The organism is Streptococcus infantis (assembly GCF_000963255.1).
Lineage (GTDB): Bacteria > Bacillota > Bacilli > Lactobacillales > Streptococcaceae > Streptococcus > Streptococcus nidrosiense.
The window spans coordinates 1-25,059 of sequence record NZ_JYOV01000008.1 but is presented as its reverse complement, the minus strand read 5'-3'; the positions used below and the strand labels follow the sequence as shown (position 1 = coordinate 25,059).

Sequence of the window (25,059 nt, the reverse complement as noted above, 5' to 3'; positions counted from 1 at the left end):
TTTCGTCAAAAGGAGTTGAGACACCCCCAACTCCATCCTTTTCACTTATTTTGTTAAGGTAGAATAGATTTCTTCTACCAGGGCTACTGTATTTTCCCATCCTAGACATGGGTCTGTAATAGAGCAACCAAAGATTTCTGGTTGATTTTGGCGACCATCTGCCAAGTAGGATTCAATCATGAAACCTCGAACTGTTTTCTTAATCTTTTCATTCCAGTCACGATTGAGCAGAGCTTGACGAACAATTCGAATTTGCTCCATATATTGCTTCCCTGAATTATCATGGTTGGTATCAATCATGATAAAGGGATTTTCAAGACCCATAGACTCGTAACGTTCGATAGCATCCAAGAGAGTTTCATAGTAGAAGTTTGGTTCATTTTTCCCATATTCATTCATAGCTCCACGAAGGATAACGTGAGCTAGGGGATTCCCTGAAGTTTCAACTTCTTGTCCATGGTAAAGAAATGTTTGCTTGTTTTGTGCAGCATAGATGGCATTAAACATAACAGACAGATTTCCAGAGGTTGGATTTTTCATACCCACTGGTGCATCAATCCCTGAAGCTACAAAACGGTGTTCCTGGTCTTCTACTGAGCGTGCACCCACGGCATGGTAGCTCACCAAGTCGTCAACCAAGACTAGATTGGATGGATAAAGCATTTCATCTGCTGTAGTCAATCCAGTTTCTGTAATAACACGATAATGAAGCTGACGAACAGCCTGCAAACCATTAATCAAACTTGGTGCTTTAGAAGTATCTGGCTGATGAACCAACCCCTTGTAGCCATCTCCATTGGTACGTGGCTTGGCTGTGTAAACACGCATGACCATGAAAATCTTATCCGCAACTTTCTTCTGCAAGTCTGCTAAACGGCGAGCATATTCAAGCACTGCTTCTTCATTATCAGATGAACAAGGACCAATGACTAAAAGGATACGATCATCCTTACCAGATAGAATATCAGCTAGTTCTTGGTCTCGGCTTTCCTTATGTTGCAAGGCTTCTGCAGACAGCTGTGTTTCCGCCTTAATCGCTTCAATATCGATTTCTTGACCTTTTTCAATAAATGCCATACTATTCTCCTAGTCTTTGGTAGATTTCGCGAACAAGAGACTCAGTATTTTCCCATCCTAGACATGGATCGGTGATAGATTTCCCAAAGACCTCTGGTTCATTTTGACGACCATCTTCTAGATAAGACTCAATCATGAAACCACGGACATATTTTTTAATCTTTTCATTCCAGTCGCGGTTAATCAAGGTCTGACGTACAATACGAATCTGATCCATATACTGCTTGCCTGAGTTATCATGGTTGGTATCAATGATGATAAATGGATTTTCAAGGCCCATCTTTTCATACTGGGCAATGGTATCCATCAAATTATCATAGTAGTAGTTAGGAATATTTTTCCCGTATTCATTGAGGGCACCACGGAGAATAGCATGCGATAGAGGATTTCCAGTCGTTTCAACTTCTTTCCCTAGGAAAAGGAAACTTTGTTTGTTTTGAGCCGCATAAATACCGTTGAACATGACATTGAGATTTCCAGACGTTGGATTTTTAAAACCTGTCGCAAAATCTGCTCCACTAGCTACAAAACGGTGTTGTTGGTCTTCAACCGAGCGAGCTCCAACTGCCATATAAGAAATCAAGTCATCTACCAAAGGAAGGTTTTCTGGGTACAACATTTCATCCGCGGTCGTCATTCCTGTTTCAGAAATAACACGGTAATGCAGGTGACGAACCGCCTTGATCCCATTGATGAGACTAGGTGCTTCTTTGGCATTTGGTTGGTGAATCAAGCCCTTATAGCCATCACCATTAGTACGTGGTTTAGCAGTGTAGACACGCATCACCATAAAGACGCGGTCTTTTACTTCTTCTTGCAGTTTTGCCAAACGCTTGGCATACTCAAGAACTGCTTCTTCATTGTCAGACGAACACGGACCAATCACTAACAAAATGCGTTGATCTTCACCACGAATAATCGCTTCAAGTTCTTGATCGCGTTGTTGTTTATTGGCAAGTGCTTGTCCTTCTAATTTAGACAAACTGCGAACTTCTTCAATATTAATTTTAGGGCTTTTGGCTGTAAATACCATGGTTCATCCTCCTTATAAAGCAAACGGACGCCAAGCGAAAATTCACTTTTCACTAGGCATCCGCCTGAAAATTAGTCATTCTTAATGTCGTTTACCGTGACAGTTTTTAAATTTCTTACCAGAACCACATGGGCACAAGTCGTTACGCTTAACTTGGCTAAGATCCAAATCTGCAGGAAGCTCAGTCTGTTGTGCAGCAATATTACGAGTAGCTGTCGTACTGATATGACGCTCTGCTTGTGGACGCTCTTGTTCATGAATTTGTGCTTTCATCATCAAACGAGTCACATCAAACTCAATGGAACCAATCATATCATTAAACATACGGAAACCTTCTGCTTGATACTCAACGACTGGGTTATTCTGAGCATAACCACGGAGACCAACAGCATTACGCAACTGATCAAGAGCATCGATATGGTCTGTCCACTTGTTGTCTACAACACGTAGAATCAAGACTTTTTGGAATTCTTTAACAGCTTCCTCATCACGAAGCTTAGCAACTTGGCTATCGTAGACTTTCAAGGCACGTTGGTAAAGTTCATCTTTGATCGCTTGGTCTGACAAACCTTCTAGGTCTGAAAGTGAAATTGAATCTTCTGGAAGCAAGTTGTATCTTGCAAAATTCAAGATAGCTTCTAGTTTTTCATCCTGTTTAGCACGCGCATGATTATCAACAACACGATTAATGGTGCGTTTAATCATTGCATGAATCTCAGGAGCCAAGTCGCGATCAGCAGTGATGACATCGTAACGTTGTGAGTAAATAATCTCACGTTGCTCACGCATGACATCATCGTATTGAAGGACTTGTTTACGGGTGTCGTAGTTGTTTCCTTCAACACGTTTTTGTGCTGCCTCAACCTGACGTGTCAACATACGAGATTTGATCGCTTCGTCTGACATATTGAGACGTTCAAAGACACCCTTCAAGCGCTCTGAACCGAAACGTTTCATCAAATCATCTTCAAGAGAAAGGTAGAATTGTGACTCCCCTGGATCTCCTTGACGTCCTGAACGTCCACGAAGCTGGTTATCAATACGACGACTTTCATGGCGTTCTGTACCAATGACACAAAGTCCGCCAAGTTCACGAACACCTTCACCAAGCTTAATATCAGTACCACGACCGGCCATGTTGGTCGCGATTGTAACTGCACCACGCTGACCAGCGTTCATGATGATTTGAGCTTCTTTGTAGTGGTTCTTGGCATTCAATACTTCGTGAGGAACACCTGCAGCTACCAATTTTTTAGAAATATAATCACTGGTTTCAACGGCAACCGTACCAACCAAGACAGGTTGACCTTTTTGGTAGCGAGCTTTTACATCTTCAACAACAGCCTTAAATTTAGCTTCAAGACTAGCAAAAAGTAAGTCTGGATGGTCGATACGTTGAACAGGACGGTTTGTTGGAATCGGAATAACACGAATGTTGTAAATTTCACGGAATTCTTCTTCCTCAGTCTTACCTGTACCCGTCATACCAGACAATTTCTTATACATACGGAAGAGGTTTTGGTAAGTGATTGAGGCAGATGTCTTGGTTTCATCCTGGATTGGCACACCTTCTTTTGCTTCAATAGCTTGGTGCAATCCATCAGAATAACGACGACCTTCCATTGTACGACCGGTAAATTGGTCGACAATCAAGATTTCCTGCTCTTCGCTGACCACATAGTCAATATCAAGAATCATGATGTAATTAGCACGAAGGGCATTGTCGATAAAGTGAGTCAAGGCTACGTTTTCGATATCGTAGAGATTTTCTAGTTTGAAATAGCTTTCAGCCTTGTCAATACCAGAATCAGATAGACCAATTGTCTTAGACTGAATATCAATGATATAGTCATCCTTATCCAAAGACTTCACAAAATGGTCAGCCATATGGTAGAGTTGGCTGGTTTCAACTGCATTGGCTCCTGAAACGATCAAAGGAGTACGAGCTTCGTCGATCAAGATTGAGTCAACCTCATCGACCAAGGCGTAGTTGAGTGGACGTTGAACCATATTTTCAGCACGAACGACCATATTATCACGAAGATAATCGAAACCAATCTCTGAGTTTGTTGAATAAGTGATATCACACTCATAAGCTTCTTTTTTCTCCATTGGAGATTTGGCTGCCAAGTTGATCCCAACTGACAAGCCGAGCCATGAGTACAACTCACCCATCTCAGTCGCGTCACGTTCTGATAGGTATTCATTGACCGTAACTACGTGAACCCCTTTACCTGAAAGAGCATTGAGGTATACAGGCATAGTCGCTGTCAAGGTTTTACCCTCACCTGTACGCATCTCAGGTACGTCACCATGGTGAAGAACGATCCCTCCCATAACCTGAACCTTATAAGGGAAGAGACCAAGAACACGCTTAGCTCCCTCGCGTACAACAGCAAACGCCTCATACAAAAGTTGGTCAAGAGTCTCACCATTTTGATAGCGTTGTTTGAATTCTTCTGTTTTTGCTTGCAATTGCTCGTCTGTTAACGCAGCCATTTCATCTTCATATCTTAAGACTTTGTCCGCCATCTTTTCCAAGCGACGGAGTTCGCCTTTATCATTTTCGATGATTGTTTTTAGTAAATTTGCCATTTTTTTCCTTACTTTAAATTCTGAATATTTTAGAATGTTCTTTTTATTGTAGCATATTTGCCCAATTTTTTCAAGAAATATTCCGTTTTCCCTTAGGGCAAAAAAGGGCTAATCATCAAGATTAGTTCCCTTTAAAATTCCTACTCTTAGCTTCATTTTCTCCTAATTTGAACTTCTACTTAACTTAGCATTGAGAAACGAATCATCTTCAGTTATTAGACAAGAATTTCCTCAGTTCTCTCAAGGAAGATTAGCCTTCTTCTTTTCCAACTTCAGTTTTTTCATAAATTTTAGACCAGTATAAACTATCCAGTCATTGAGTAAGGACAAAAGGACTAAAACTATCCATATCAACCACCTAGCTAGATCCTTGGGCTCTAGTAAAATAAAATTAAATAAGATTAGCGAAAAAAGAGTAAAAGCTAGACTAAACAAGGCCATGAGAGGTAAATAAATCCAGTAAAAATAGTAAAGGAATGAAAAGTGCTTACTTCCTGGTTGTACCTTCCTTTGCCAACTAAAAAAGTAAAAATAGGGCAATAAAACCAATAATTGTAATAACTTCTCCATCTCCTCACCTCCAGAATTGTTTCCTATTTTTATTATAGCAAAAAGACCTGGAAAGTAGTTTCCAGATCTTGCAAGTCTTAGAAATAAACAACCAGTCTACTGTTTTGATGTAGAAGTACTAAAATCAACCTTTGGAACTGTCTTGGCTTCTTCGCTTTCTTTGAAGATTTCTGCTTCTTTAAAGTTCATCATATTAGCAAAGAGAACAGTTGGGAAGCTTCTTAATTTTTGATTGTAGTCAGTTGCTGCCTGGTTGTAATCCTTGCGGGCTACAAAAATACGATTTTCACTTCCAGCCAACTCCGTCATGAGTTGTTCCACATTTTGATTGCTCTTAAGTTCAGGATAGTTCTCCGTCAACACAAGCAGGCGTGAAATAGCTGAACTCAACTCACCTTGAGCCTCTTGGTTTTCCTTTGAAGTAACAGAGCCATTCCCAATTTTTGCACGTGCTTCTGCAATCTGGGTAAAGACCTCTGTCTCATGGTTCATTTGTCCCTTTACAGACTCTACCAGATTTCCAATCAAGTCTGAACGACGTTGAAGGGCTGTCGCTACATTTGCTTGAGCTTGTTCTACCTTGGTCTGTTCGGAGACAAGACCGTTATAAGTACCTACGACCGAGCAACCTCCCAGCAAGATAATTGCTAGTAAAATGCTCAATACATAAATGATTCCTTTATTTTTCATATCTAAACCTACTCATTTCTTTAAATTCAACACTAAAGAGAAAGAATTACCAATCATCGGATGAACCTCCACCATCAAAGCCTCCGCCGTCCCAGCTACTAGAAGAATCTGAGCCTGAGTCGGACCAAGATGAACCCGAATCGGATGAGTCACTAAACCACCAGCCGCCGTCAGAGGAGTCTCCTCCTCCGCCACCTCTACCTCTGATAATGGCAATAATGACTCCAATGAAATATATTACCGTCAGGAACATAAAGAAATCTTTTATGGGGTCATTTTTTTGTCGGCGACTTGATGAATCGCTTCTTTCTCGATTAGATTTTTTTCCACTGATGCTATCGGAGTAACGTCTGATTTTTGCAGAAGCATCTGCAAATGACGTATCATCAGATGAAAAGGTTCCAGCTCCCTTATAAAACTGATTATCCAAACCTTTGGCAATCGCTAGAATTCCCTTACTATAGTCCCCATTTTTAAAATCTGTACGACTGGCTGCCAACAATTGCTTGGTTTGATAGTCCGTTATTCTAATTGCGGTATTATTACTGGTTTCAATTCTTGATTTACGATCTTGAACAGCTACCACAATCAAACTTCCAAAATTATCTCCTGAATAACCTACCTTCCAGGCTCTAGCCGTCTCATTAGCGACCGTTTCAATGCTTTCTCCTTCAAGACTATCTACGATATAGACACCCACTTGAAGCTTTTCTGCCTTTTTACTATTGGCTTCATTCAAATCACGAATTTGTGTGATAGTGTCCTCTGTCAAATAATGATTTGGATCGTAGATACCATAGTCTGGTTTTTCAGGTGCGGTGAATGCTGATAGGAAGAGAAATACCATCAGCAATCCAAGCAGACGCGCCAAGAAAGGATTCTTAAACAATCTATATTTTTTCATAATAACCTCCCTGTGCAAGGAAAATTGTTTAGAGAATTATAGCATTTTGATTTTTACAAAGAAAGTACATTTTCATTACAAATCCATGACATGAACTAAGAAAAAGATGTTGTTTTGATGACAAATCGGACTCTCTAAGCTACATTAAATGGTCTAAATTTCCACCATATTTACTGTAATCTCTATAAGGAGCAAGCACAAGCATTCGGAACCAAGCTTAGATAAATTTCACATAGGGTGGATCTGTTGGCAAGTCTTATTGCTTGGCATTATAGTTCAGAAGATTTGCATTTCTTGATATCGAAGGATGATCACACAACTCATGACAAAAGAGAGAATTTGAGAAGGAGGAATTCCTGAAGGTCGATTTTTTGCGCTTTTTTTACTGTTTTTTTCAAATAAAATGCCCAGCTACTAGAGCTGGGTTTTTGCGTTAACTTAAAATCAAATTAGCTACAATAGGACTGACAAATACATAGAGAACACCTGTAACACCGATGGCTAGTCCTCCCATGGCACCTGCGACTGGTCCATAGCGGAAGGCCGTTCCAGTTCCAACCGCGTGTCCTGTTCCTCCCAGTGCTAGTCCAACAGCCACTGGATCGTCTATCTTGAGCCATTTCAAAAGCGTTGGTCCGATAACGCTGGTCAAAATACCAGTCGCTACTACAACTACTAGGGTCACAGTAGTCAAGCCTTGCAACTTTTCTGTAATCCCTACTGCCATAGCGGTCGTTACTGACTTAGGAAAGAGGGAAATGGCTAGGAAAAAGTCCATACCAAAGATTTTTGCAACTAGAGCGGTAAAAGTGGTATTGACGATGACAGCTAGGAAGCTCCCCAGCAAAATACTTCTGACATGATGTTTCATCAAGTGGAAACTCTTATAAAGGGGAATTCCTAGAGCCACTGTTGAAGGAACAATCAAGTTATTAAGATAAACCCCACCTTGGTAGTAATCTTGGTAGGAAATGCCAGTTACCTTTAGAAAGATAATTATAAAAATAGCTGACAGCAACAAGGGAGTCGTTAAGGGATGAGGATAGCGTCTGAAAATCATCATTCCCCCAAGATAGGCTAAGATTGATAAAGCAATCCCAAATAGGGGATTGGATACAAATTCGCTCATTTAGCACCTCTTTCTTCGTAGTCACCTTCATAGCGTTTTTTGATAAATTGAACCACAAGCGCAATCAGGATAATATTAATCACCGCTGCAAAAAAGACAATCAAGACAATAGGTAGGAGATAGGGAGCAATCACATCAAACTTTTCCATAATTCCAACCGCAGGAGGTAGAAAGAGGATGGTCATGTTGGCCAGCAAAAAGTTCCCCACCATATTGACATGGCGGATACGCAGCCACTTGAACTGCAAGGCAAGAAACAGAATAATCAAGCCGATGATACTTCCTGGTATGGGCAAATGAAAAAAACTGGAGATTCCTTCACCGATTAAAGAAATCACAAAGAGAATCATTAACTGAACATATAACTTCATTGTAAACTCCACAAATAGACTTTCTGCATACCAGTTTACTCTTTTTTCAGAAAATTTCAAGGAAATATATAAGAAACATCCTTCTTGCTATCTAAGCCAAAAAGGTGTATACTAATTGCGTGCGCAAGCATCATAGATGCACTAGTATGATTACACTATTATAGAGGGAAAGGAGATGGACATGACTTACTTAGAAAAATGGTTTGACTTCAACCGTAGGCAAGTAGAGCTAGAAGCTATTTTAGAAGAGACCATCGCTGAGCAGAGTGAACAAACCTTGACACTCAAGGAATTTTACCTCTTGCACTTTCTAAATCAGGCTGAAGGCAAATCCCTACGACAAATCGACTTGCCAGACAAACTCCACCTGAGTCCTAGTGCTGTTTCACGGATGGTGGCTCGCTTAGAAGCAAAAAACTGCGGTTTACTTAGTCGGAGATGCTGCGACCAGGACAAGCGAGCTAGTTTTATCTGCCTGACAAGCGAAGGACAGACTACCTTGGCTTATTTACAAACAGCTGTTGAAGAAAGCTTAGCAACAAAATCAAACTGGTTGGCCTAACATATTTTTTAAAAAACTTGCGTGCGCAATCATTTTTCTTGACATTCCTTTTTTCAAGGAGTAAAATGAAAACATGATTTAGCAAAGGAGAATCCTATGATTGAAATCACCTATCTTGACGCCAGCAAGCAAGAGAGAACCATGACCTTCGAGTCATACGAAGAATTTGAACGTTCTCAACAGGCCTGCCTAATTGGTGTCGCAGACTACTACCCCGTCCAAAAAGTAACCTACAAGGGACATGATTTGGACTACCATGGGACTTACGGAGATGTTTTCTTCTATCTCATGAAACAAGATTTAAGCCAATATAACTAAAAAGGAGAAATACTATGGCAAAAGCAATTACAGACGCAACATTCGAACAAGAAACTAAAGACGGATTGGTCTTGGTAGACTTCTGGGCAACTTGGTGTGGCCCATGTCGTATGCAAGGTCCAATCTTGGACAAATTGTCTGAAGAACTTTCAGAAGATGTCTTGAAAATCGTTAAAATGGACGTTGATGAAAATCCAAATACAGCTCGTTCATTCGGTATCATGTCTATCCCTACTCTTCTTTTCAAAAAAGATGGACAAGTGGTGAAACAAGTTGCTGGTGTTCACACTGCAGAACAAATCAAAGCTATCGTTGCTGAATTAAGCTAATCAAAGGAGAGACCAAGTGCATTCATTTGGTCTCTTTTTTCTTGCCCTTTGCCATTTTTCAAAAAATATGCTAAACTGTAACTAGAATATCACGATGTTTGGGACATGCCATCGCTAAAAAAAACCTATACTTGGTATTTTTTAGCTCCCTCTAGGGAGCTTTTTGCGTGCTCTGAACATTTCCCATTTTGGAAGGAGTACTATGAAACGTCAATCAGCCTTGGTCGTCTTTAGTGGCGGTCAAGATTCAACAACCTGCCTTTTTTGGGCCAAGCAACACTATGAAAAGGTCGAAGCCGTTACCTTTGCCTATTGCCAACGCCACCATCTCGAAATTCAAGTCGCCAAAGAAATCGCTGAGGAACAAGGAATTCGTCATCATATCCTAGATATGTCTCTGCTAGGACAAATTACTGAAAATGCCTTGACTTCCGATCTAGAAATTGAGCAAAAAGAAGGAGAGGTGCCTAATACCTTCGTCGATGGTCGCAATCATCTCTTTCTGTCCTTTGCTGCAGTCCTTGCCAAGCAGCGTGGAATTACGGATATCGTGACAGGAGTGTGCGAAACAGACTTCTCAGGCTATCCTGACTGTCGTGATGTCTTTATCAAATCGCTCAATGTGACCCTCAACCTTGCTATGGATTACGACTTTGTGATTCAAACGCCTCTCATGTGGCTAGACAAGGCTGCAACTTGGGAATTAGCCGACCAACTCGGTGCCTTTGACTATGTTCGTGAAAAGACCTTGACCTGCTATAATGGCATTATCGGTACTGGTTGTGGGGACTGTCCTGCCTGCCATCTACGCCAACATGGTTTAGAGGTTTATCTCTCGCAGAAAGGAGAGGCCTGATGTTTTTTGCCCCCAAAGAAATCAAACAAGAAACTGGGGAATCCCTTGTCTACAATCCTCACAGAACCTTAGTCTCAAAAGAATTTACCTTTGATGCTGCCCACCACCTCTTTCACTATGAGGGAAAATGCAAATCCCTGCACGGCCATACCTATCATCTGCAAATCGCTGTCAGTGGATTTTTAGATGAACGTGGCATGACCTACGATTTTGGGGATATCAAACAAATCTACAAGGACTACTTAGAACCCCACTTGGATCATCGCTATCTCAATGAAACCCTGCCCTACATGAATACAACCGCTGAAAATATGGTTTACTGGATTTTCCAGACCATGAGCCAAGAGTTGCCAGATGAGCGTGGTCTTCGCCTAGAATACATTCGCCTCTATGAAACTCCGACTGCCTTTGCGGAGTTTAGACGGGAGTGGTTAGATGACTAGGGAACGTGTACTTAAATTACCAGTTCTAGAAATTTTTGGCCCAACATTTCAAGGTGAAGGTCGTGCTATCGGCCAGAAAACCATGTTTGTCCGCACTGCTGGTTGCGACTACCACTGCGACTGGTGTGACTCTGCCTTTACTTGGGATGGTTCTGAGAAACCTACTCGCATGACAGCTGATGAAGTGATCGCTGAGTTAGACAAACTAGGAAGCTACGACTATGTAACCCTGTCTGGAGGAAATCCTGCCATCCTAGCTGCCAACATGGCCGAGTTAGTCACCAAGCTCAAGCAACGTGGTGTTACTCTGGCTGTTGAAACCCAAGGCTCCCGCTGGCAACATTGGTTAAAAGACATCGACCAGGTGACTCTGAGTCCCAAACCTCCTTCTTCCAAGATGGAAGTCAACTTTGAGACCTTGGATTTCATTGTTTCTCAACTAGATCCAGACAAAGTCACCTTTAAAATCCCTGTCTTTGATGATGCAGACCTAGCCTTTGCCAAAGGCATTCAAGAACGCTACCGACCAGATGTCCTCTTCTTATCGGCGGGAAATCCTGAGCCCAAAGCTACAGGCAATATTGTCCAAGAACAACTGGACCGCCTCAAAGAGCTATGGGAACGTGTCGCTGCTGACGATAGCTGGGGCAATGTCCGCGTCCTTCCCCAACTCCATACCCTCCTCTACGATAACCAACGTGGTGTTTAAGATTAGAAAGAAAAAATCATGTCACAACAAGAAGAAATGAAAAACTTAAGCCTACTGGGCAATAAAGAAACTACCTACATCTTTGACTATCAACCAGAAGTCCTCGAATCCTTTGACAATCGTCATGTAGAAAATGACTATTTCATCAAATTCAACTGCCCTGAATTTACCTCACTGTGCCCAATCACTGCGCAGCCAGACTTTGCAACGATTTATATTTCCTACATTCCTGACAAGCTCTGTGTCGAGTCAAAATCCCTAAAACTCTACCTCTTTAGTTACCGAAATCATGGGGATTTTCACGAAAACTGTATCAATACCATCGGGAAAGACTTGGTCAACTTGCTAGACCCTCGCTATTTAGAGGTTTGGGGGAAATTTACACCTCGCGGTGGTATTTCAATCGACCCTTACTACAACTACGGTAGACCTGGAACCAAGTATGAAGGATTGGCAGAACAACGCCTCTTCCAACACGACCTTTATCCAGAGAAAATTGACAACCGCTAATACTCTTAGAAAATCTCTTCAAACCGCGTCAACGTCGCCTTGCCGTAGGTATGGTTACTGACTTCGTCAGTTCTATCCACAACCTCAAAACAGTGTTTTGAGCTGACTTCGTCAGTTTCATCTACAACCTCAAAGCAGTGCTTTAAGCAACCTGCGGCTAGTTTGCTCTTTGATTTTCATTGAGTATAAACAGATACGAAAAAGCCCTGTTCCTCATCATGAGGAGCAAGGCTTTTTGAGTTTCAATTATTCTTCAGTTCCAAGGAAGTTTTTAGCTACAAGAGCTGCAAGAACTCCACCAACGATTGGTGCAAGGATGAAAATCCAAACTTGTTGAAGAGCTGCGCCACCTACCAAGACAGCAGGAGCCAAGCTACGAGCTGGGTTTACTGAAAGTCCAGTGATGTTCAAGCCAGCTAGAATCAAAGCTGTCAATGACAAACCAATGACCAAACCAGCGATTGCGCCATTACCTTTGCTTGCTGATGTTACAGTCATGATGACCAAAACAAACAAGAAAGTTTCGATTGTTTCAAACAAGAAACCACCAAAGACAGTTACACCGTTTGCCAAGGCATTTTCACCAAGACTTGCAGTTGACATACCTGAATTTGCCAAGAGGAACAATACAGATCCTGATGCAAGGAAAGCACCAACCACTTGACCGAGGATGTAGTTTACAAGCTCTGAAGATGACAAACGTTTGTTAACAAACATAGCGATAGAAACAGCTGGGTTCAAGTGAGCACCTGAAACAGTTCCGATTGAGAAGGCTGCGACTACGATTGCCAAACCAAAAGCAAGAGCAATTCCAAGGTGTCCAAGTCCTTCAACACCATTTCCAAAAACAACAGCTCCTGTTCCGATGAACACAAGCATAAAAGTACCGATTAATTCAGCAACAAATTTTTTCATGTTAAATCTCCTTTTTTCAAACTATGTATTAGTCTATCAGAAGAAGGAAAGGGTTTCAAGAAATGTGCTTGGAAACATTGTGTAAGTTTTCACATTTAATAATCGAAATCTAATATTGAAAAAATTGAATAGCTTCTTTCAAGTCATCTTGTAAACTATTTCTCTGGTCGAGTTGAACATAGACTTCTAAGAGACAGGATCTGAAATTGGAAAATTTATAAAAATCTTCCCTCTCTTCTATCGGAAAATCAAGTGATTTTATCCAAGAAGCCAGTGTCGCTTGCTCCACCTTTCCTTGCAAAATAGGTTCGTAAAGCACTCTGGCCAAGCGCCAGTCCTCATCATCTATAAATCGAATCGTAATTCTTTTAAATAGTTGGCCAAGTATGTCAAATACTTCATGAACTCTATTTTTAGGAAAGTCTGGATGACAAACAACTTCAGTCAAAAGATCAGCCCCATGAGCAAAAGCATGCACCCAACCATATTGACTTGAAAAACCTGTCGTATCCTCTTCTTTTTCAAGGTAATGCACCCCTTGATCGAGCAACATATTTCTGATATCAGTTTTAAGCACTTGATAAAAAAGAGACTGTTGATTGCCATCGGCAGATAAGAGATTGGCATAAATAAGTGCCCTAAAAGAACGTTCAAGCGTTGAAGCTCCTAGCTTATCTAGCTCTTTATCTAGTCCACCATCAGAGACAATCTCAGCAGCAATCAACTGAAATTGCTCCTTTGTAAATAACTCTTCTTGAATCCCTCTAGCTAGACTGGTAAAAACCAATTCATCGCGAATCTCTGGACTCGGATTCCCTATGTGCTCAAGCAACCACAGGATTTCTTCTTGACGATAACTCGGTTTTGCTTCTACTACTTTTCTTTTCAATTCTTGATACATCCCTATACCTCCAATCATACAAATCTATTATACAACATTCTTTTCTAGCTATCTTCATTATAAGAGATAAATATGTTAGTCTCAGATATTTTTTTCACTCCTAGAAGGTTAATTTTTTCCAAAAACCAAGTATTTGTTTGACACAAATTTCACAAAGGTGTATACTAAAACGTGATAGGACTTCTTTTAGAAACCTATCACGACTCACTTATAAACCTTTTGCTGTTCTTTTATGAACGTTTGAATGGTATCACGGATACCGAGGAGGAATCATATGTCTAAAGTAGCTATCGTTACAGGTGCAGGTCAAGGGATCGGTTTTGCAATCGCAAAACGCTTGGTTCAAGATGGTTTTAAGGTTGGAGTTTTAGACTACAACGCTGAAACAGCTGAAAAAGCAGTTACTGAATTGTCAGCAGATAAAGCTTTTGCTGTTGTAGCTGATGTGTCTAAACAAGCAGAAGTTGCTGCAGCTTTCCAAAAAGTTGTCGATCATTTCGGAGACTTGAACGTTGTTGTAAACAACGCTGGTGTCGCTCCTACTACACCTCTGGATACAATTACAGAGGAACAATTCGCTCGCACATTTGCTATTAACGTCGGTGGTGTGATTTGGGGAGCACAAGCTGCTCAAGCTCAGTTCAAAGCACTTGGTCACGGTGGTAAAATCATCAATGCTACTTCTCAAGCAGGTGTTGTCGGAAATCCAAACTTGACTGTTTACGGCGGTACAAAATTCGCTGTTCGTGGTATTACTCAAACATTGGCGCGTGATTTAGCAGAGTCAGGTATCACTGTCAACGCCTATGCTCCAGGTATCGTTAAAACACCAATGATGTATGATATCGCTCATGAAGTTGGAAAAAATGCAGGAAAAGACGACGAGTGGGGTATGCAAACATTCGCAAAAGATATTACATTGAAACGCCTATCTGAACCAGAAGATGTAGCTGCAGCAGTTAGCTTCCTTGCTGGACCAGATTCAAACTACATTACAGGTCAAACCATTATCGTTGATGGTGGTATGCAATTCCATTAAGATTAAAAAAGTGAGGTTGGAAAAAAATCTAACCTCTTTTTTCATCTCTACGATTCCAATTTTCGGAGTCGTTTTTTGTCATTTATAATAATTCTTCAGAACTATTCATTCTTTAAAAATGAAAGGATTTCTTCAAGACTAGCGGAACTTCCTTGCTCTAAATAGCGTGATTTACTACCATTTTGATAGACTGAAAGATTCGGAACCGTTTGGATATCCATTTCTTTTGCAAAGGCTGTAATCTCCTCCTTTTCATCCGAAGCACTATCTAAATAATAGACCGTCTGGTGACTTTTTTGAATCGCTAGAGCCAAATTGGGCACAAACTTTTGACAGTAGGGACAGGATTCTCTTCCAATATAGACAACAAACTCGTCGCCATTTGCAAGTTTGGAGCGCATTTCTTTCATATTGATTGCTTTAGTATACTGAACAGCTTCCTGATAAGTTTTTGGAAGAACAGGTTGACTGAATTTCCAAATCATAAACAAAATCGGCATAGCAATTCCAATGATAAACAAGCTAAGTTTTTTATTGACACGCACTAGCATCTCCGTCCTTTTCTAAGTATTTTCCCTAGTCTAATCGCCCACGACAAGATATAAAATCCAACCGATAGATCTATAATGATGCAGAGTCTGAAGACAAAGTCTTCGGCAAACTTTATGAAATAAATGTCATTCTAAAATCTCAACAATATAGCTCTATTGTTGCACTTTTATGATTTTACTCTCCCAACTGGGCACTATAGGCGATAATTTGGTCAACCGTGTCTGACAAGAATTGAATGGTATCACGGAGTGGTTTGTCTGTTGAAATATCGGCTCCGATAATCATAGCTGACTCAAGTGGTGTTTTGCTACCTCCTGACTTGAGGAGATTGAGCCAGTCTTCAGCTCCAGTTTCTGATTGTTTCAGATGGAGATAGCCAGCAGTTGAAATTACAAGACCGGCAGAGTAAGTGTAACTATACAAGCCCATGTAATAGTGAGCTTGGCGCATCCAAGTCAAGGCCGCATCGTCATCAATTTCAATAGCATCTCCCCAGAAATCTGTCAAAACTTCCTTCATAATGCTGTTGAGCTTGCTTGCTCCAAAGGTTTCTCCTTCTTCAATCAATGTATATACCTTACGCTGAAAGGCTGCTTCCAAAAGGTGGGTGATGAAATTATGGAAGTAGGTATCTGTCAAGCGGTGAGCAAGAGCGAAGCGTTTTTGACGCGGATCATCAGACTGATGCTCCAAGTAATCACTTAAAAGCAATTCATTGAAGGTTGACGGTGCTTCAACATAGTAGGTCGACATGTGGGCGTTAAAATAGCTTTGGTGATTGTCTGAAAAGATAAATTGACCAGAATGCCCGATTTCATGAATCAAGGTATAAACATCGCTCAAACGACCTGTCCAGCTCATGAGAACATAAGGATGTACACGGTATGGATCAGCTGCATAGCCACCAGAATCCTTGCCACTATTGGCAGCAAAGTCCACCCAGCGCTCTTCTTGATAGCGAGCAACTTCCTGACAATATTCTTGTCCCAAAGGTTCTACCGACTTCATGACCAAATCATAGGCATCATCAATGGTCACTTCAGGATTAAGGGCGCTGTCCAAGTCCAATTTCCAATCCGCAAAGGTCATCTTCTCAAGACCATTGACCTTGGCAACATGCTTGAGATATCGCTGAGCGACTGGCGCAAAGTCCTTCATGATGAGGTCAATCTGGCGATCAAACATGGCACGGTCTACTTCTTGTTCAGCCAGAAGATAATCAAAGACTGAGTCGTAGCCCTTCATATCTGCCAACAATTTTTCAGATTTAACCTGAGCAAGATAGGCTGCCGCAGCTGTATTTTGGTGCTTACGAAGTCCTTCTGAGAAAGAACGGAAGGATTTCTCACGAACCTCAGCATCCTCGTGGTTTTGATAGAAGTTTTCATAGGTCACAAAACTGTTTTTATAGGTTTTTCCATGGGCTTCAAAATTGGCCATTTCAAAGTCCCCAGCTCGCATTTTAGTATAGATATCCTGTGGACTGTAGAAAACTTCACCCAGATTGGTCAAGGCCTTCTCCACATCAGCCCCAAGATAGTGGGCTTTTTTGATTTTGGCTTGACGAATGGCGGCCGTCAAATGTGGCAATTCACCCAAACGATCCAAGACTTCTTCATCTGCTTCTACCAAGGCATCATCAAAGAAGGTCAAAGCTACGCTGGCATCTGTCTCAAAGTCCATCCCAGCCTGAGCAATATTGGCAAAATCTTCATTACCATAGTCTGTCGTCTGAGGCATAAAGCTGTAATTGCCAATATGACTCATCTGAATGTATATTTGTTCCAATTCTGCAAAGGCCTTCTCGAAATCCTCAAAAGTGTGAAGATTTCCCTTGTAGTCACGGCTAAATTGATTGATGTCTTCACGCGCCTTCTCTATCGCACGCAAGAAATCCTCACGGTCTTGGTATAGGGCTGTTAAATCCCAAAGTTCCTTTTCAGGAAATTCTGAACGGTGTTTTTGTTCCATCTTCTTCCTCTTATTTCTCTAATTCTAGTAATACACTGATGGCTGATAAGGCATAAAGCGGGGCTGTTTCTGCTCGAAGAATACGAGGCCCAAGTCCTGCCAGAACAGCTCCTTTAGCCTCAAAACTTTCTATTTCCGCAGGTGAAAGGCCACCTTCTGGACCAAAGATGAAGAGAAGTTTTGCTCCTTTTTCCAGTCCAGCAACAGCTTGGATGAGGGCAGCTGCCTCTCCCTCTTTAGCCGACTCTTCATAGGCCACCACGATGCGGTCAAACTGGTCCAGTTGTGCTAGAAAATCTGCCTTTTTCTCAAAAAGGGTGATGCTTGGAACGAAGTTACGCTTGCTTTGCTCGGCTGCTCCAAGGGCGATTTTTTTTAATTTTTCAACCTTTTTGCCCAATTTTTTGCCATCCCATTTGGCAACGGACCAGTCAGCAGGGAAGGCCCAGATCTGGCTAGCACCTAGCTCTGTCACTTTTTGAGTGACGAACTCCAGCTTGTCTCCCTTGGGAAAGCCAGATGCGATGGTTACTTGGACTGGCAGTTCCACATTGTCAGCTAATTCCTCAATTACCTCAAACTGACGAGCCTCTACATTTACCACACGCGCCAAACGCTTAATGCCATCATCAAAGACCAATGTCACTTCATCGTCTTCTTTCAAGCGCATCACCTGAAACATGTGCTTACTGGTTTCCTTGTCCTCGATGGTGACTGGTGATGTGGCAAGACTTTTTACAAAATACTGTTGCATGCTAGCCTCCAATCACACCAGAAATATCCTTGGTCTTCTTGAAGACACAGGCATTCCACTCCCCTTGAATCATGTGAGTTTCAAGGAAAAATCCTGCTGACTCAGCCGACTCACGCACCATGTCCCACTTGTCCTTGATAATGCCACTCATGATGAGATAACCTTCATCCTTAACCAAACGATAAGCATCCTCTGTCAGATGAATGAGGATATCCGCCAAGATATTAGCCACGATAACATCTGCTTCAATCTCCACACCCTTAAGCAAATCGCCTGGGGCTACATGGATGTTTTCCATGCCCGGGTTGAGCTCAATGTTTTCCTGAGCGACACGAACCGCCACATCGTCGAGATCATAGGCAAAAATCTCCTTGGCACCAAGAAGAGAACTAGCAATAGAAAGAACACCAGAACCTGTCCCCACATCTAGCACTGTTTCGCCACCACGAAGGACCTGCTCCAAGGCAAAAAGGCTCATCTTGGTCGTCGGGTGAGTTCCTGTCCCAAAGGCCATCCCTGGATCTAGCTTGATAATTTTCTCGCCAGCAGTCGCTTCATAATCCGTCCATGACGGTACGATGGTCAGGTCATGGGTGATGCGTGCCGGTTCATAGTATTTCTTCCAGTTGTCGGCCCAGTCTTCCTCAGCCAAGGCAGTCGTGCCAATCTTGATTTCTCCTAGATCCATAAAGTCTGTCAATTCTGCTAAATGAGCCTGCAAATCTGCCTCAACCACTGCTACATCAACTGTGTCAGGGTAGTAGGCAGTCACCACGATTTCTTCCTGTTGCTCGACTTCTGGGAAAATCTCACCGAAGCGGTCCACATTTCCCACATAGTCCATGCTATCTTCAATTGCAACCCCTTGGGCGCCTAACTCGATCAAAAGGTTGGAAACCAACTCCTCCCCCTCACGCTTCACTGTAACTTTTAATTCTTGCCATGTTTCCATCATTAAGATACCAAGCCCTTAAAACACAAAGCCAAAATAGGAAACTCTCTTAAGACGCTTGTTTCTAAGAGAAGTTTATCTTTTTGGCACCGTGTTTAGGGCAGGTTCAGTTTAGAAATTTAACCGAACCATCCTTTCTATTTCTCTATCAATTTTTTCATGTAGACCATATCCATACCTTCTTTTTCAGGCTCGATATGGGTTTGACGGTAACCGTTTTTCTCATAAAAAGCAACCATGCCTGCATCCTGTAACACCGTACACAAATCCCATTGTCTAACGGTTGAAAATTCCTCTTCTAGCAGGCGCAATCCCTCAGAGCCATAACCTTTTCCTTGATACTGGGGCAAAATCGCTGCCGTTCCCACCCAAGCTTTCGTTAACTCGTCATTGGTCTGAATTCGTAGAAATCCGATTTTATCTTCGTTTTCTTTCACAAAGTAGTAATAGCTATTGGGACGCTCGACTAGTTTCCACTTAATTCGTTCACGGTCCTCCAGATAAGGATCGTATTCATCTTGATATTTGTCATAAACTGCTTTAAAACTAGCTCTTTGAATGGCAATAATGGTTTCTAAATCCTCTGTTCCTGCTCGTTCAAGTCTTATCATAAACTCTCCTCCAAATAATCCCTCAATCTCGCCTGTAGCTGAGGCACTGCCTGTTTAGAATTGAGAAATTCCTCAATGCTCATCAGTTTGTAAGTCTGTCCTTCATCTCCAAAGTTGATCTTGTCGAATTGTTCTTGACTTATCTGACTAACCATAAAGACAGACTGCCGACCTTCAAAGAGCATGCTGGGATAGACCTTGCTCCAGAGCAGGCAATCCTCATTTAAATGAATTCCCACTTCTTCATAAACTTCACGTGCCGCACACTCGAAAGGACTTTCATCCCCTTCACGGCCCCCACCTGGCAACTCCCACATATTGGGCCAAGGGATATTTTCCTTGTCATCACGCAAAATCGTCAGTAGCTTATCTCCACAAAATAGAGCAATTTTGCAGCCTGTGAAATCGAACTTTTTATTCAAGAATTCCATGATGTTTACTCTTTCCTATGATAACAACTAGAGTCTGTAAAAGACCGAACTAGCCTTCTGCTATTTCCTTTTGGCACTCTGCATCCCAGTACGCCTGCCATCTGCCATGTTTTTTAGCAAAATAAACCGTAAACTCATCATTGACATAATCTGCAACATAGCGAAGATTAGGAGGATTTTCATCAAAACTTAATATCCAAGGATGGAAGTAAAAGGTTTTCTCCCACCTCTTCTGAGTATAGCCGAGATTCTTGGCAAACTGAGGGATAGGTTGTTGCAACTCGCTTTCCAAATGGGACTGAATGGCATTGTCAAAACTATTCAAACGAGCTAATAGTTGCTTAAACTGATCTTCCTCCTCAATTTTGAAATCACCTATGAACTCAAATTCTGCAAAGTCTATAGAAAATTCAAATAATGTGATTTTACCATCCTCAACATAGTGCCCATCTTCATCAACACAACAACGAGTTCCTGACTTCAATACTCGCTCGAAATCTAGATCCGCAAAGCGATTTCGGGGAAGAAACGACTCACGTTCTTGAGATTCTTGGGATTTCTTACTAAATAACCGCTTAAATTTCTGAAGCATCGGACAGCTCCCTTTTCTATTTCTCAGCTAACCTGAGTCTCTTCTTCCTGTATGGCTTGTTCCAACTCATCTAACCACTGCTGGTAGTAGGCTTTCTCATCCCGCAGCATTCGGCTGCTATTCATTTTCTGTCTAGCAATCTTCATAGCCTTGTGAGTTTGAACTACATCTTTCTTTACCTTAAATTGATACCAAGCTTGAATGACCTGCATATCTGCTGTTTTTAGAGATAAAAAGGATTTGACTCCTCGAATGCTTGCATATTCTTCCGCTTTCTTATTATCTCCTTCTAGCAAGGTTACTTGAAGAAGGTATAACTGAGAAATTGTTCTAATCATTGAGTTATCTGTATTTTCAAGTAAAGTTTGCAAGTGCTTTTTAGCTGACTCAAGCTTACCCTCCATGATAAAAACTAATCCCTGTAGTGCTGATACACTACCAACAAAGCTCCCTTTTGCATCCTCAGGAACTGGTTGAACAAAATCTTTCAAATCATATTCTTGAGGAGCCAGCAAAGTTTGAGCAGAATGCCTCAACATCACATAAGCATAAGTCACATTCTCAGGATGCCGCATCATTTCTACTATTTTTGCTCCATCGGTGATGCCGACTGGCAAAATGTTATTTAGGAAGAAAGACAAATTAAGAAAAATCCAAGTCCCTGCAAAATACCAGCTTCTTGTCAAAAATCCAAACACTATCGCCAATAATATCAAGCTGAGATGAACCATCAAGCCTCCTGAAAGCATCAGGATGATTCTTTGATCGTTTTCATCCTCTTTTAAACCAATGTATTGAGCGCCAACATTTTTGAGAACAGCTGTTCGGCTAAGATAAAACTTGCCTGACTTTTTAACCAAAAGAAAGTTGCCTAATCCAAAAGCTACTAGCCTATAGCCTGTCAAGTAACCACAAAAGGCATGTCCCAGCTCATGAAGAATAAAGATCACATACATGCTTAGAAGAGCGAAGGCATAACCAAAAGTAAAGGCTAAAACTGCGGAATATCCCAACTCTGCAAATGCGATGGTTCCACAAGCAAAAGCTAGCATAATAAAGGCAAAAGCTAGCACATAAACCAAATAAGTCCCAATTTTCTTCATAAAAATCTCCAACCAACTCCTAATATCTCGGATAAGGGTAAAATTCTCCCTCTTCCAAGCCTGCTTTTCCTTCTTCAAAGACTTCTTGGTTCCATTCCATGACGAATTCTTCTGCTTCTGGGTCTTCCAAAAAGTCCATGAGAGCATCAAGTCCAACCTCTGCAGTATCTTTGAGAAATAGGACAAAATAGGCTAAAAATTCACGAGAAAAACCTTTTTTAGGCAGATAAGGGATGACTGTGAGATAGTCTTCTGCATTAACTGTTGACTTGGCAGGGTTGTAAAAAAGTACCGCTTCTTCAAAAAGGATATCATCTGACGAAACCTCTCCATCTTCATCTAACATCTCCACCCCTGCAGCATTTTGCGCTTCTAGTAAAAAGCTCACTTCTACTGCATGATTGCGCTTGTCCCAGCTAATCTCATAATCAAAGGGAAAGTTCTTGTCCAACTCTTCTTGTAAAACATCTAAAAATCCGTATGTTGCCATTTTGTCCTCTTTCTATACGACTCTTAAATCGCCCCGAATACTCGGAAATATGCTAAAATAGATACTACCATATTACCACATTAGTATCAGAAAATCCATGTTAGAAAGGACTGCTATGCCAGACAATCTCGCGCTTCGTATGCGCCCCAAAACCATCGACCAGGTTATAGGTCAGGAGCATCTGGTAGGCCCAGGAAAAATCATCCGTCGCATGGTGGAGGCCAATCGACTGTCATCCATGATTCTCTATGGACCTCCAGGCATCGGAAAAACCAGTATCGCTTCAGCAATCGCTGGAACGACCAAGTATGCCTTTCGGACCTTTAATGCGACAGTTGATAGCAAAAAACGTCTCCAAGAAATTGCCGAGGAAGCTAAATTTTCAGGTGGTCTAGTTCTCCTACTAGACGAGATCCATCGTCTCGACAAAACCAAGCAAGACTTTCTCCTTCCTCTCTTAGAAAGCGGACTAGTCATCATGATTGGGGCAACAACTGAAAATCCTTTCTTTTCTGTCACCCCAGCCATCCGTAGTCGTGTTCAGATTTTTGAGTTGGAACCCTTGTCTAACCAAGATGTCAAAGAAGCCATTCAAATCGCCCTGACTGACCCTGAACGAGGTTTTGATTTCCCAGTTGAGTTAGATGCTGATGCCCTTAATTTTATCGCGACATCTACCAATGGAGATCTCCGTTCTGCCTTCAATTCGCTTGATTTGGCAGTTCTCTCCACCCCAGAAAATGATGACGGTGTCCGCCATATCACGCTCGATATTATGGAAAATAGTCTGCAGAGAAGCTACATTACTATGGACAAGGATGGAGATGGACATTACGACGTTCTCTCTGCTCTTCAGAAATCCATTCGAGGTTCGGATGTGGATGCTAGTCTCCACTATGCTGCTCGCCTGATAGAGGCTGGTGACCTACCTAGCCTGGCACGTCGTTTGACTGTGATTGCTTATGAAGATATTGGCTTGGCTAATCCCGATGCCCAGATCCATACCGTAACTGCTTTAGATGCTGCACAGAGGATTGGGTTTCCAGAAGCTCGAATTCTCATTGCCAATGTCGTCATTGATCTGGCACTCTCGCCCAAGTCAAACACAGCCTATGTGGCTATGGATAAGGCTCTGGCTGACCTTAAAACGTCTGGTCACTTACCAATCCCAAGACACCTGAGAGATGGTCACTACAGCGGTAGCAAGGAGCTAGGCAACGCTCAAAACTACCTCTATCCTCATAGCTATCCCGGCCACTGGGTTAAGCAAGATTATTTGCCAGAAAAAATTCGCGACCATAGCTACTTCTCACCAGAAGATACTGGGAAATACGAACGTGCCCTAGCTCAACGCAAGGAAACCATTGATAAATTACGAAAATTGTGAAATCCTTTCCAAATAATTACATTTACCCCTTGATTTTTTTTGAAAAAGTGGTATTATATAAACATAGAAACGCTGTGGTGTACGACCTCACACTTAAGTGTTGACCGACTATTTTTTGTATTATTAGGGAAACAAAAGTCTTCTAACAGCATGTAGGCCGTCTCACACGGAAACAGCTTCAGTTAGAGCGAGTTGCCCACCTGCTTAATTGCGCGGGTTCAATACAAACCGTGAAGTTTCGGCACCAATACAGCTTTTTTGTTTGCCTCCTTAGCTCAGCTGGCAGAGCAGCGGACTCTTAATCCGTGGGTCACAGGTTCGATCCCTGTAGGGGGCATCTAATACAACAGGAAAAAGCCTTGGGTTCAAGGTTTTTTTTTCGTATCTGTTCTACTTTTGGTCAACCGGCTACTTAAAGGTTTTGGCTCTTTGTCAACTGTAGTGGGTTGAATAAAAAGCTAACATCTGGAGAGGACAACGATTGTCCTCTCCATTTTTATATTCAGAGCGATGAAAATTCGTTTCTTAAAGTTATCAAAGTTCCTAAAACCAAAAGCATTTCGTTTGATGAGTTTAATGAGATTATTGGTTGCTTCCAATTTGGCGTTGGAATAAGGTAATTGAAGGGCGTTGACAATCTTTTCTTTAACCTTGAGGAAGGTTTTCAAGACAGTCTGAAAAAGAGGATGAACCTGCTTTAGATTTTCCTCAATAAGTCCGAAAAATTTGTCAGGCTCTTTATTCTGAAAGTGAAAAAGCAAGAGCTGATAGAGATTATAGTGGTGTTTCAAGTCTTCGGAATAGCTCAAAAGCTTGTCTAGAATTTCTTTATTCGTTAAGTGCATGCGAAAAGTAGGGCGATAAAATCGTTTATCGCTGAGTTTACGACTATCTTGTTGGATGAGTTTCCAATAGCGCTTGATGGCCTTGTATTTATGAGATTTTCGATCAAATTGATTCATGATTTGGACACGAACCCGACTCATAGCTCGGCTAAGATGTTGAACAATGTGAAAACGATCTAGAACGATTTTAGCACATGGAAAAAGCTGTTTAGCTAAGGCATAGTAAGGACTAAACATATCCATAGTAATGATTTTCACTCGACATCGGACTGCTCTATCGTAGCGAAGAAAGTGATTGCGGATGATAGCTTGTGTTCTTCCCTCAAGAACAGTAATGATATTGAGCTGATCAAAATCTTGTGCGATAAAACTCATCTTTCCCTTGGTAAAGGCATACTCGTCCCAAGACATAATCTCTGG

The 25,059-nt window shown here is 41.6% G+C and carries 28 protein-coding genes and 1 tRNA gene; 10 read left to right on the top strand and 19 right to left on the bottom strand.

From position 1 onward, the window contains the following. Positions 1-45: 45 nt before the first annotated feature. The 7 genes from TZ96_RS03005 to TZ96_RS02970 form a co-directional block, all read right to left on the bottom strand. Positions 46-1,077, bottom strand: coding sequence for a 3-deoxy-7-phosphoheptulonate synthase (locus TZ96_RS03005; RefSeq protein WP_045762821.1), 1,032 nt, complete (start codon positions 1,075-1,077; stop codon positions 46-48). A gap of 1 nt (position 1,078) precedes the next feature. Beyond that, positions 1,079-2,110, bottom strand: coding sequence for a 3-deoxy-7-phosphoheptulonate synthase (locus TZ96_RS03000; RefSeq protein WP_045762820.1), 1,032 nt, complete (start codon positions 2,108-2,110; stop codon positions 1,079-1,081). An 81-nt stretch (positions 2,111-2,191) separates the two neighbouring features. After that, on the bottom strand, positions 2,192-4,705 hold the full coding sequence (secA, locus tag TZ96_RS02995; RefSeq protein ID WP_045762819.1) for a preprotein translocase subunit SecA: 2,514 nt from the start codon (positions 4,703-4,705) through the stop codon (positions 2,192-2,194). 666 nt (positions 4,706-5,371) lie between these two features. Next, the gene (locus TZ96_RS02985) at positions 5,372-5,965 is read right to left on the bottom strand and encodes a LemA family protein (RefSeq protein ID WP_045762817.1); all 594 of its coding nucleotides are present in this window, start codon (positions 5,963-5,965) and stop codon (positions 5,372-5,374) included. Positions 5,966-6,011: 46 nt separating this feature from the next. After that, entirely contained in the window at positions 6,012-6,869 is an 858-nt protein-coding gene (locus TZ96_RS02980) for a TPM domain-containing protein (RefSeq protein ID WP_045762816.1), read from the bottom strand. A gap of 433 nt (positions 6,870-7,302) precedes the next feature. Beyond that, a complete protein-coding gene (locus tag TZ96_RS02975; protein ID WP_045762815.1) occupies positions 7,303-7,998 on the bottom strand; it encodes an LrgB family protein in 696 nt (231 codons plus the stop codon). Continuing rightward, positions 7,995-8,369, bottom strand: coding sequence for a CidA/LrgA family protein (locus TZ96_RS02970; protein ID WP_000781321.1), 375 nt, complete (start codon positions 8,367-8,369; stop codon positions 7,995-7,997). Before TZ96_RS02970 ends, TZ96_RS02975 begins: the two co-directional genes overlap by 4 nt. Before the next feature lie 181 nt (positions 8,370-8,550). Here TZ96_RS02970 and TZ96_RS02965 point away from each other — a divergent pair, with 181 nt between their 5' ends. From TZ96_RS02965 to queF, 7 genes are all read left to right on the top strand, one after another. Next, positions 8,551-8,931: a MarR family winged helix-turn-helix transcriptional regulator gene (locus TZ96_RS02965; protein WP_045762814.1), complete on the top strand. Its 381-nt coding sequence runs from the start codon at positions 8,551-8,553 to the stop codon at positions 8,929-8,931. Between the two features lie 96 nt (positions 8,932-9,027). Continuing rightward, a complete protein-coding gene (locus TZ96_RS02960) occupies positions 9,028-9,249 on the top strand; it encodes a DUF4649 family protein (RefSeq protein ID WP_000570260.1) in 222 nt (73 codons plus the stop codon). Positions 9,250-9,263: 14 nt separating this feature from the next. After that, positions 9,264-9,578, top strand: coding sequence for a thioredoxin (gene trxA, locus TZ96_RS02955; RefSeq protein WP_001029584.1), 315 nt, complete (start codon positions 9,264-9,266; stop codon positions 9,576-9,578). 202 nt (positions 9,579-9,780) lie between these two features. Next, on the top strand, positions 9,781-10,434 hold the full coding sequence (queC, locus tag TZ96_RS02950; RefSeq protein ID WP_045762813.1) for a 7-cyano-7-deazaguanine synthase QueC: 654 nt from the start codon (positions 9,781-9,783) through the stop codon (positions 10,432-10,434). Further along, positions 10,434-10,877: a 6-carboxytetrahydropterin synthase QueD gene (gene queD / locus TZ96_RS02945; protein ID WP_045762812.1), complete on the top strand. Its 444-nt coding sequence runs from the start codon at positions 10,434-10,436 to the stop codon at positions 10,875-10,877. The genes queC and queD overlap by 1 nt, the downstream gene beginning before the upstream one ends. Beyond that, positions 10,870-11,586: a 7-carboxy-7-deazaguanine synthase QueE gene (gene queE / locus TZ96_RS10840; RefSeq protein WP_045762811.1), complete on the top strand. Its 717-nt coding sequence runs from the start codon at positions 10,870-10,872 to the stop codon at positions 11,584-11,586. Before queD ends, queE begins: the two co-directional genes overlap by 8 nt. Positions 11,587-11,604: 18 nt before the next feature. Further along, positions 11,605-12,096: a preQ(1) synthase gene (queF, locus tag TZ96_RS10835; protein ID WP_000082591.1), complete on the top strand. Its 492-nt coding sequence runs from the start codon at positions 11,605-11,607 to the stop codon at positions 12,094-12,096. Between the two features lie 246 nt (positions 12,097-12,342). Here the strand turns inward: queF and TZ96_RS02925 are convergent, their stop codons facing one another. Together TZ96_RS02925 and TZ96_RS02920 are read right to left on the bottom strand one after the other, a co-directional pair. Continuing rightward, positions 12,343-13,011: an MIP/aquaporin family protein gene (locus TZ96_RS02925; protein ID WP_045762810.1), complete on the bottom strand. Its 669-nt coding sequence runs from the start codon at positions 13,009-13,011 to the stop codon at positions 12,343-12,345. 109 nt (positions 13,012-13,120) lie between these two features. Beyond that, the gene (locus TZ96_RS02920) at positions 13,121-13,912 is read right to left on the bottom strand and encodes a DUF2785 domain-containing protein (RefSeq protein ID WP_045762809.1); all 792 of its coding nucleotides are present in this window, start codon (positions 13,910-13,912) and stop codon (positions 13,121-13,123) included. Positions 13,913-14,186: 274 nt separating this feature from the next. Between TZ96_RS02920 and TZ96_RS02915 the strand changes: the two genes are divergently transcribed. Further along, entirely contained in the window at positions 14,187-14,951 is a 765-nt protein-coding gene (locus TZ96_RS02915) for a (S)-acetoin forming diacetyl reductase (RefSeq protein WP_045762808.1), read from the top strand. A 101-nt stretch (positions 14,952-15,052) separates the two neighbouring features. Here TZ96_RS02915 and TZ96_RS02910 read toward each other — a convergent pair whose 3' ends face one another. From TZ96_RS02910 to TZ96_RS02870, 9 genes are all read right to left on the bottom strand, one after another. Then, a complete protein-coding gene (locus TZ96_RS02910) occupies positions 15,053-15,502 on the bottom strand; it encodes a thioredoxin domain-containing protein (protein WP_241768478.1) in 450 nt (149 codons plus the stop codon). Between the two features lie 175 nt (positions 15,503-15,677). Beyond that, positions 15,678-17,474: an oligoendopeptidase F gene (pepF, locus tag TZ96_RS02905; protein ID WP_045762807.1), complete on the bottom strand. Its 1,797-nt coding sequence runs from the start codon at positions 17,472-17,474 to the stop codon at positions 15,678-15,680. A 10-nt stretch (positions 17,475-17,484) separates the two neighbouring features. Then, entirely contained in the window at positions 17,485-18,228 is a 744-nt protein-coding gene (locus TZ96_RS02900) for a 16S rRNA (uracil(1498)-N(3))-methyltransferase (protein ID WP_045762806.1), read from the bottom strand. A gap of 1 nt (position 18,229) precedes the next feature. Next, positions 18,230-19,180: a 50S ribosomal protein L11 methyltransferase gene (prmA, locus tag TZ96_RS02895; protein WP_142322010.1), complete on the bottom strand. Its 951-nt coding sequence runs from the start codon at positions 19,178-19,180 to the stop codon at positions 18,230-18,232. Between the two features lie 137 nt (positions 19,181-19,317). Then, a complete protein-coding gene (locus TZ96_RS02890) occupies positions 19,318-19,791 on the bottom strand; it encodes a GNAT family N-acetyltransferase (protein ID WP_045762804.1) in 474 nt (157 codons plus the stop codon). Next, the gene (locus TZ96_RS02885; protein WP_045762803.1) at positions 19,788-20,222 is read right to left on the bottom strand and encodes an NUDIX hydrolase; all 435 of its coding nucleotides are present in this window, start codon (positions 20,220-20,222) and stop codon (positions 19,788-19,790) included. The genes TZ96_RS02890 and TZ96_RS02885 overlap by 4 nt, the downstream gene beginning before the upstream one ends. 49 nt (positions 20,223-20,271) lie before the next feature. Next, positions 20,272-20,814 (bottom strand): hypothetical protein, encoded by a 543-nt coding sequence (locus tag TZ96_RS02880; protein ID WP_045762802.1) that lies wholly within the window; start codon positions 20,812-20,814, stop codon positions 20,272-20,274. A 23-nt stretch (positions 20,815-20,837) separates the two neighbouring features. After that, a complete protein-coding gene (locus tag TZ96_RS02875) occupies positions 20,838-21,917 on the bottom strand; it encodes a M50 family metallopeptidase (RefSeq protein WP_045762801.1) in 1,080 nt (359 codons plus the stop codon). 19 nt (positions 21,918-21,936) lie between these two features. Continuing rightward, positions 21,937-22,407 carry a DUF3013 family protein gene (locus TZ96_RS02870; protein WP_045762800.1) on the bottom strand — a complete coding sequence of 157 codons (471 nt, stop codon included), beginning with the start codon at positions 22,405-22,407 and terminating at the stop codon, positions 21,937-21,939. Between the two features lie 115 nt (positions 22,408-22,522). Here TZ96_RS02870 and TZ96_RS02865 point away from each other — a divergent pair, with 115 nt between their 5' ends. Beyond that, positions 22,523-23,794, top strand: a complete 1,272-nt coding sequence (locus TZ96_RS02865; protein WP_045762799.1) for a replication-associated recombination protein A — start codon at positions 22,523-22,525, stop codon at positions 23,792-23,794. A 264-nt stretch (positions 23,795-24,058) separates the two neighbouring features. Continuing rightward, a tRNA-Lys gene (locus TZ96_RS02860) sits at positions 24,059-24,131 on the top strand. Between the two features lie 121 nt (positions 24,132-24,252). Here TZ96_RS02860 and TZ96_RS02855 read toward each other — a convergent pair. Further along, positions 24,253-25,059 (bottom strand): ISL3 family transposase (locus TZ96_RS02855; RefSeq protein ID WP_045762798.1); only part of this gene is annotated, 807 nt, incomplete at its 5' end.

Bases quoted from the DNA above. Each gene is read 5' to 3' on its own strand.
- TZ96_RS03005 (WP_045762821.1), bottom strand. From the start codon at position 1,077: ATGGCATTTATTGAAAAAGGTCAAGAAATCGATATTGAAGCGATTAAG.
- TZ96_RS03000 (WP_045762820.1), bottom strand. From the start codon at position 2,110: ATGGTATTTACAGCCAAAAGCCCTAAAATTAATATTGAAGAAGTTCGC.
- secA (WP_045762819.1), bottom strand. From the start codon at position 4,705: ATGGCAAATTTACTAAAAACAATCATCGAAAATGATAAAGGCGAACTC.
- TZ96_RS02985 (WP_045762817.1), bottom strand. From the start codon at position 5,965: ATGAAAAATAAAGGAATCATTTATGTATTGAGCATTTTACTAGCAATT.
- TZ96_RS02980 (WP_045762816.1), bottom strand. From the start codon at position 6,869: ATGAAAAAATATAGATTGTTTAAGAATCCTTTCTTGGCGCGTCTGCTT.
- TZ96_RS02975 (WP_045762815.1), bottom strand. From the start codon at position 7,998: ATGAGCGAATTTGTATCCAATCCCCTATTTGGGATTGCTTTATCAATC.
- TZ96_RS02970 (WP_000781321.1), bottom strand. From the start codon at position 8,369: ATGAAGTTATATGTTCAGTTAATGATTCTCTTTGTGATTTCTTTAATC.
- TZ96_RS02965 (WP_045762814.1), top strand. From the start codon at position 8,551: ATGACTTACTTAGAAAAATGGTTTGACTTCAACCGTAGGCAAGTAGAG.
- TZ96_RS02960 (WP_000570260.1), top strand. From the start codon at position 9,028: ATGATTGAAATCACCTATCTTGACGCCAGCAAGCAAGAGAGAACCATG.
- trxA (WP_001029584.1), top strand. From the start codon at position 9,264: ATGGCAAAAGCAATTACAGACGCAACATTCGAACAAGAAACTAAAGAC.
- queC (WP_045762813.1), top strand. From the start codon at position 9,781: ATGAAACGTCAATCAGCCTTGGTCGTCTTTAGTGGCGGTCAAGATTCA.
- queD (WP_045762812.1), top strand. From the start codon at position 10,434: ATGTTTTTTGCCCCCAAAGAAATCAAACAAGAAACTGGGGAATCCCTT.
- queE (WP_045762811.1), top strand. From the start codon at position 10,870: ATGACTAGGGAACGTGTACTTAAATTACCAGTTCTAGAAATTTTTGGC.
- queF (WP_000082591.1), top strand. From the start codon at position 11,605: ATGTCACAACAAGAAGAAATGAAAAACTTAAGCCTACTGGGCAATAAA.
- TZ96_RS02925 (WP_045762810.1), bottom strand. From the start codon at position 13,011: ATGAAAAAATTTGTTGCTGAATTAATCGGTACTTTTATGCTTGTGTTC.
- TZ96_RS02920 (WP_045762809.1), bottom strand. From the start codon at position 13,912: ATGTATCAAGAATTGAAAAGAAAAGTAGTAGAAGCAAAACCGAGTTAT.
- TZ96_RS02915 (WP_045762808.1), top strand. From the start codon at position 14,187: ATGTCTAAAGTAGCTATCGTTACAGGTGCAGGTCAAGGGATCGGTTTT.
- TZ96_RS02910 (WP_241768478.1), bottom strand. From the start codon at position 15,502: ATGCTAGTGCGTGTCAATAAAAAACTTAGCTTGTTTATCATTGGAATT.
- pepF (WP_045762807.1), bottom strand. From the start codon at position 17,474: ATGGAACAAAAACACCGTTCAGAATTTCCTGAAAAGGAACTTTGGGAT.
- TZ96_RS02900 (WP_045762806.1), bottom strand. From the start codon at position 18,228: ATGCAACAGTATTTTGTAAAAAGTCTTGCCACATCACCAGTCACCATC.
- prmA (WP_142322010.1), bottom strand. From the start codon at position 19,180: ATGGAAACATGGCAAGAATTAAAAGTTACAGTGAAGCGTGAGGGGGAG.
- TZ96_RS02890 (WP_045762804.1), bottom strand. From the start codon at position 19,791: ATGATAAGACTTGAACGAGCAGGAACAGAGGATTTAGAAACCATTATT.
- TZ96_RS02885 (WP_045762803.1), bottom strand. From the start codon at position 20,222: ATGGAATTCTTGAATAAAAAGTTCGATTTCACAGGCTGCAAAATTGCT.
- TZ96_RS02880 (WP_045762802.1), bottom strand. From the start codon at position 20,814: ATGCTTCAGAAATTTAAGCGGTTATTTAGTAAGAAATCCCAAGAATCT.
- TZ96_RS02875 (WP_045762801.1), bottom strand. From the start codon at position 21,917: ATGAAGAAAATTGGGACTTATTTGGTTTATGTGCTAGCTTTTGCCTTT.
- TZ96_RS02870 (WP_045762800.1), bottom strand. From the start codon at position 22,407: ATGGCAACATACGGATTTTTAGATGTTTTACAAGAAGAGTTGGACAAG.
- TZ96_RS02865 (WP_045762799.1), top strand. From the start codon at position 22,523: ATGCCAGACAATCTCGCGCTTCGTATGCGCCCCAAAACCATCGACCAG.